This window comes from Streptomyces sp. NRRL WC-3549 (assembly GCF_000721935.1).
In the GTDB taxonomy this organism is placed as follows: domain Bacteria; phylum Actinomycetota; class Actinomycetes; order Streptomycetales; family Streptomycetaceae; genus Streptomyces.
Genome location: NZ_KL585401.1, coordinates 20236 through 22215, shown reverse-complemented (window position 1 = coordinate 22215; position 1980 = coordinate 20236). Strand labels below are relative to the sequence as shown.

At 73.0% G+C, this 1980-nt stretch carries 1 protein-coding gene and 1 pseudogene; both read right to left on the bottom strand.

The window, feature by feature from the left end; all coding sequences use genetic code 11:
• Positions 1-82: 82 nt before the first annotated feature.
• The gene (locus IH13_RS0116545) at positions 83-1582 is read right to left on the bottom strand and encodes a CoA-acylating methylmalonate-semialdehyde dehydrogenase (RefSeq protein WP_031085162.1); all 1500 of its coding nucleotides are present in this window, start codon (positions 1580-1582) and stop codon (positions 83-85) included.
• Between the two features lie 52 nt (positions 1583-1634).
• A pseudogene (locus IH13_RS0116540) lies at positions 1635-1980 on the bottom strand (thiamine pyrophosphate-dependent enzyme); the annotation flags it as partial.

Below are 1980 nucleotides of genomic sequence, written 5' to 3'. Positions count from 1 at the left end.
ATGTGTATAAGAGACAGGAGCGGGCCGTACCGAGTACAGGAGAGACCATGCGGCGGCCCGCTGTCCAGGCCCGGCGTGGAGCTCAGTGGTTGCGCGGGAAGCCGAGGTCCACGCCGGTCGGGGTGTCCGCCGGGTCGGGCCAGCGGGTGGTGACGACCTTGCCCCGGGTGTAGAAGTGCACGCCGTCGTTGCCGTAGACGTGGTGGTCGCCGAAGAGGGAGTCCTTCCAGCCGCCGAAGGAGTGGTAGCCCACCGGGACCGGGATCGGGACGTTGACGCCGACCATGCCGGCCTCGATCTCCAGCTGGAAGCGGCGGGCCGCGCCGCCGTCGCGGGTGAAGATCGCGGTGCCGTTGCCGAACGGTGAGGCGTTCATGAGGGCGACGCCCTCCTCGTACGTGTCCACGCGCAGCACGCACAGCACCGGGCCGAAGATCTCGTCCCGGTAGGCGTCGGAGTCGGTCGAGACGTTGTCGAGCAGGGACAGGCCGATCCAGTGGCCGTCCTCGAAGCCCTCGACCGTGAAGTCCGTGCCGTCCAGGACCACGTCCGCGCCCTGGGCGGCGGCGCCCTTGACGTACGAGGCGACCTTGTCGCGGTGGGCGGCCGTGATCAGCGGGCCCATCTCGGAGGCGGGGTCGGTGCCGGGGCCGATCGTGATCCTTCCGGCGCGCTCGACGATGCGGGCGACGAGGTCGTCGGCGACCGAACCCACGGCGACGACCGCCGAGACGGCCATGCAGCGCTCACCGGCGGAGCCGTACGCGGCGGAGACCGCGGCGTCGGCGGCGGCGTCCAGGTCGGCGTCGGGGAGGACCAGCATGTGGTTCTTGGCGCCGCCGAGCGCCTGGACGCGCTTGCCGTTCGCGGAGGCGGTGGCGTGGATGTGGCGGGCGATCGGGGTGGAGCCGACGAAGGAGACGGCGGCGACGTCGGGGTGGGCGAGGAGCGCGTCCACGGCGACCCTGTCCCCGTGCACGACGTTGAGGACGCCGTCGGGCAGGCCCGCCTCCGCGGCCAGCTCGGCCAGCAGGTTGGCGGCCGAGGGGTCCTTCTCGCTGGGCTTCAGGACGAAGGTGTTGCCGCAGGCGACGGCCAGCGGGAACATCCACATCGGCACCATCGCCGGGAAGTTGAACGGGGTGATCCCCGCGACCACGCCGAGCGGCTGCCGGATCGAGGACACGTCCACCCGGCTGGAGACCTCGGTGGACAGCTCGCCCTTGAGCTGGGTGGTGATCCCGCAGGCCAGTTCGACGATCTCCAGGCCGCGGGCGACCTCACCGAGCGCGTCGGAGTGCACCTTGCCGTGCTCGGCGGTGATCAGGGCGGCGATCTCGTCGCGGTGGGCGTCCAGCAGGGCGCGGTAGCGGAAGAGGACCGCGGTGCGGGCGGAGAGCGAGGACGTGCCCCAGGTGGCGTACGCGGCCTTCGCGGCGGCGACGGCGGCGTCCACCTCGTCCGGGGAGGCGAGGGCGACCCGGGTGGTGACGGCGCCGGTCGCCGGGTCGGTGACCGGACCGTACTCGCCCGACGTGCCCTCGACGGCCTTGCCACCGATCCAGTGGTTGAGGGTCTTCAAGAGTTGGCTCCTTCGATGAGAGGGCGGCGCCCCGGGGGTGCGCGTCGCGGGTTCACAGGTGACGGCGTCGGGCCGCGCTCTGCCGGTCGTACTCCTTCCTGGCCTCGGCCGCCGGCGGCCGGCGTGCGGTCTCCGCCACGGGCACATCCCACCACGCCTGCGCGGGAGGGGGGCCCGGCACGGTGTCCGACGTTTCCGTCTCGACGTACACACACGTGGGGCGGTCCGCGTCGCGTGCCTCGGCCAGGGCTCCGCGCAGGTCCCGCACGGAACGGGCCCGCAGGACCCGCATGCCGAGCGAGGCCGCGTTGGCGGCGAGGTCGACGGGGAGCGGGAGGCCCGTGTAGCCGCCGCCCTGGTCGCGGTAGCGGTAGGCGGTCCCGAAGCGCTCGGCGCCG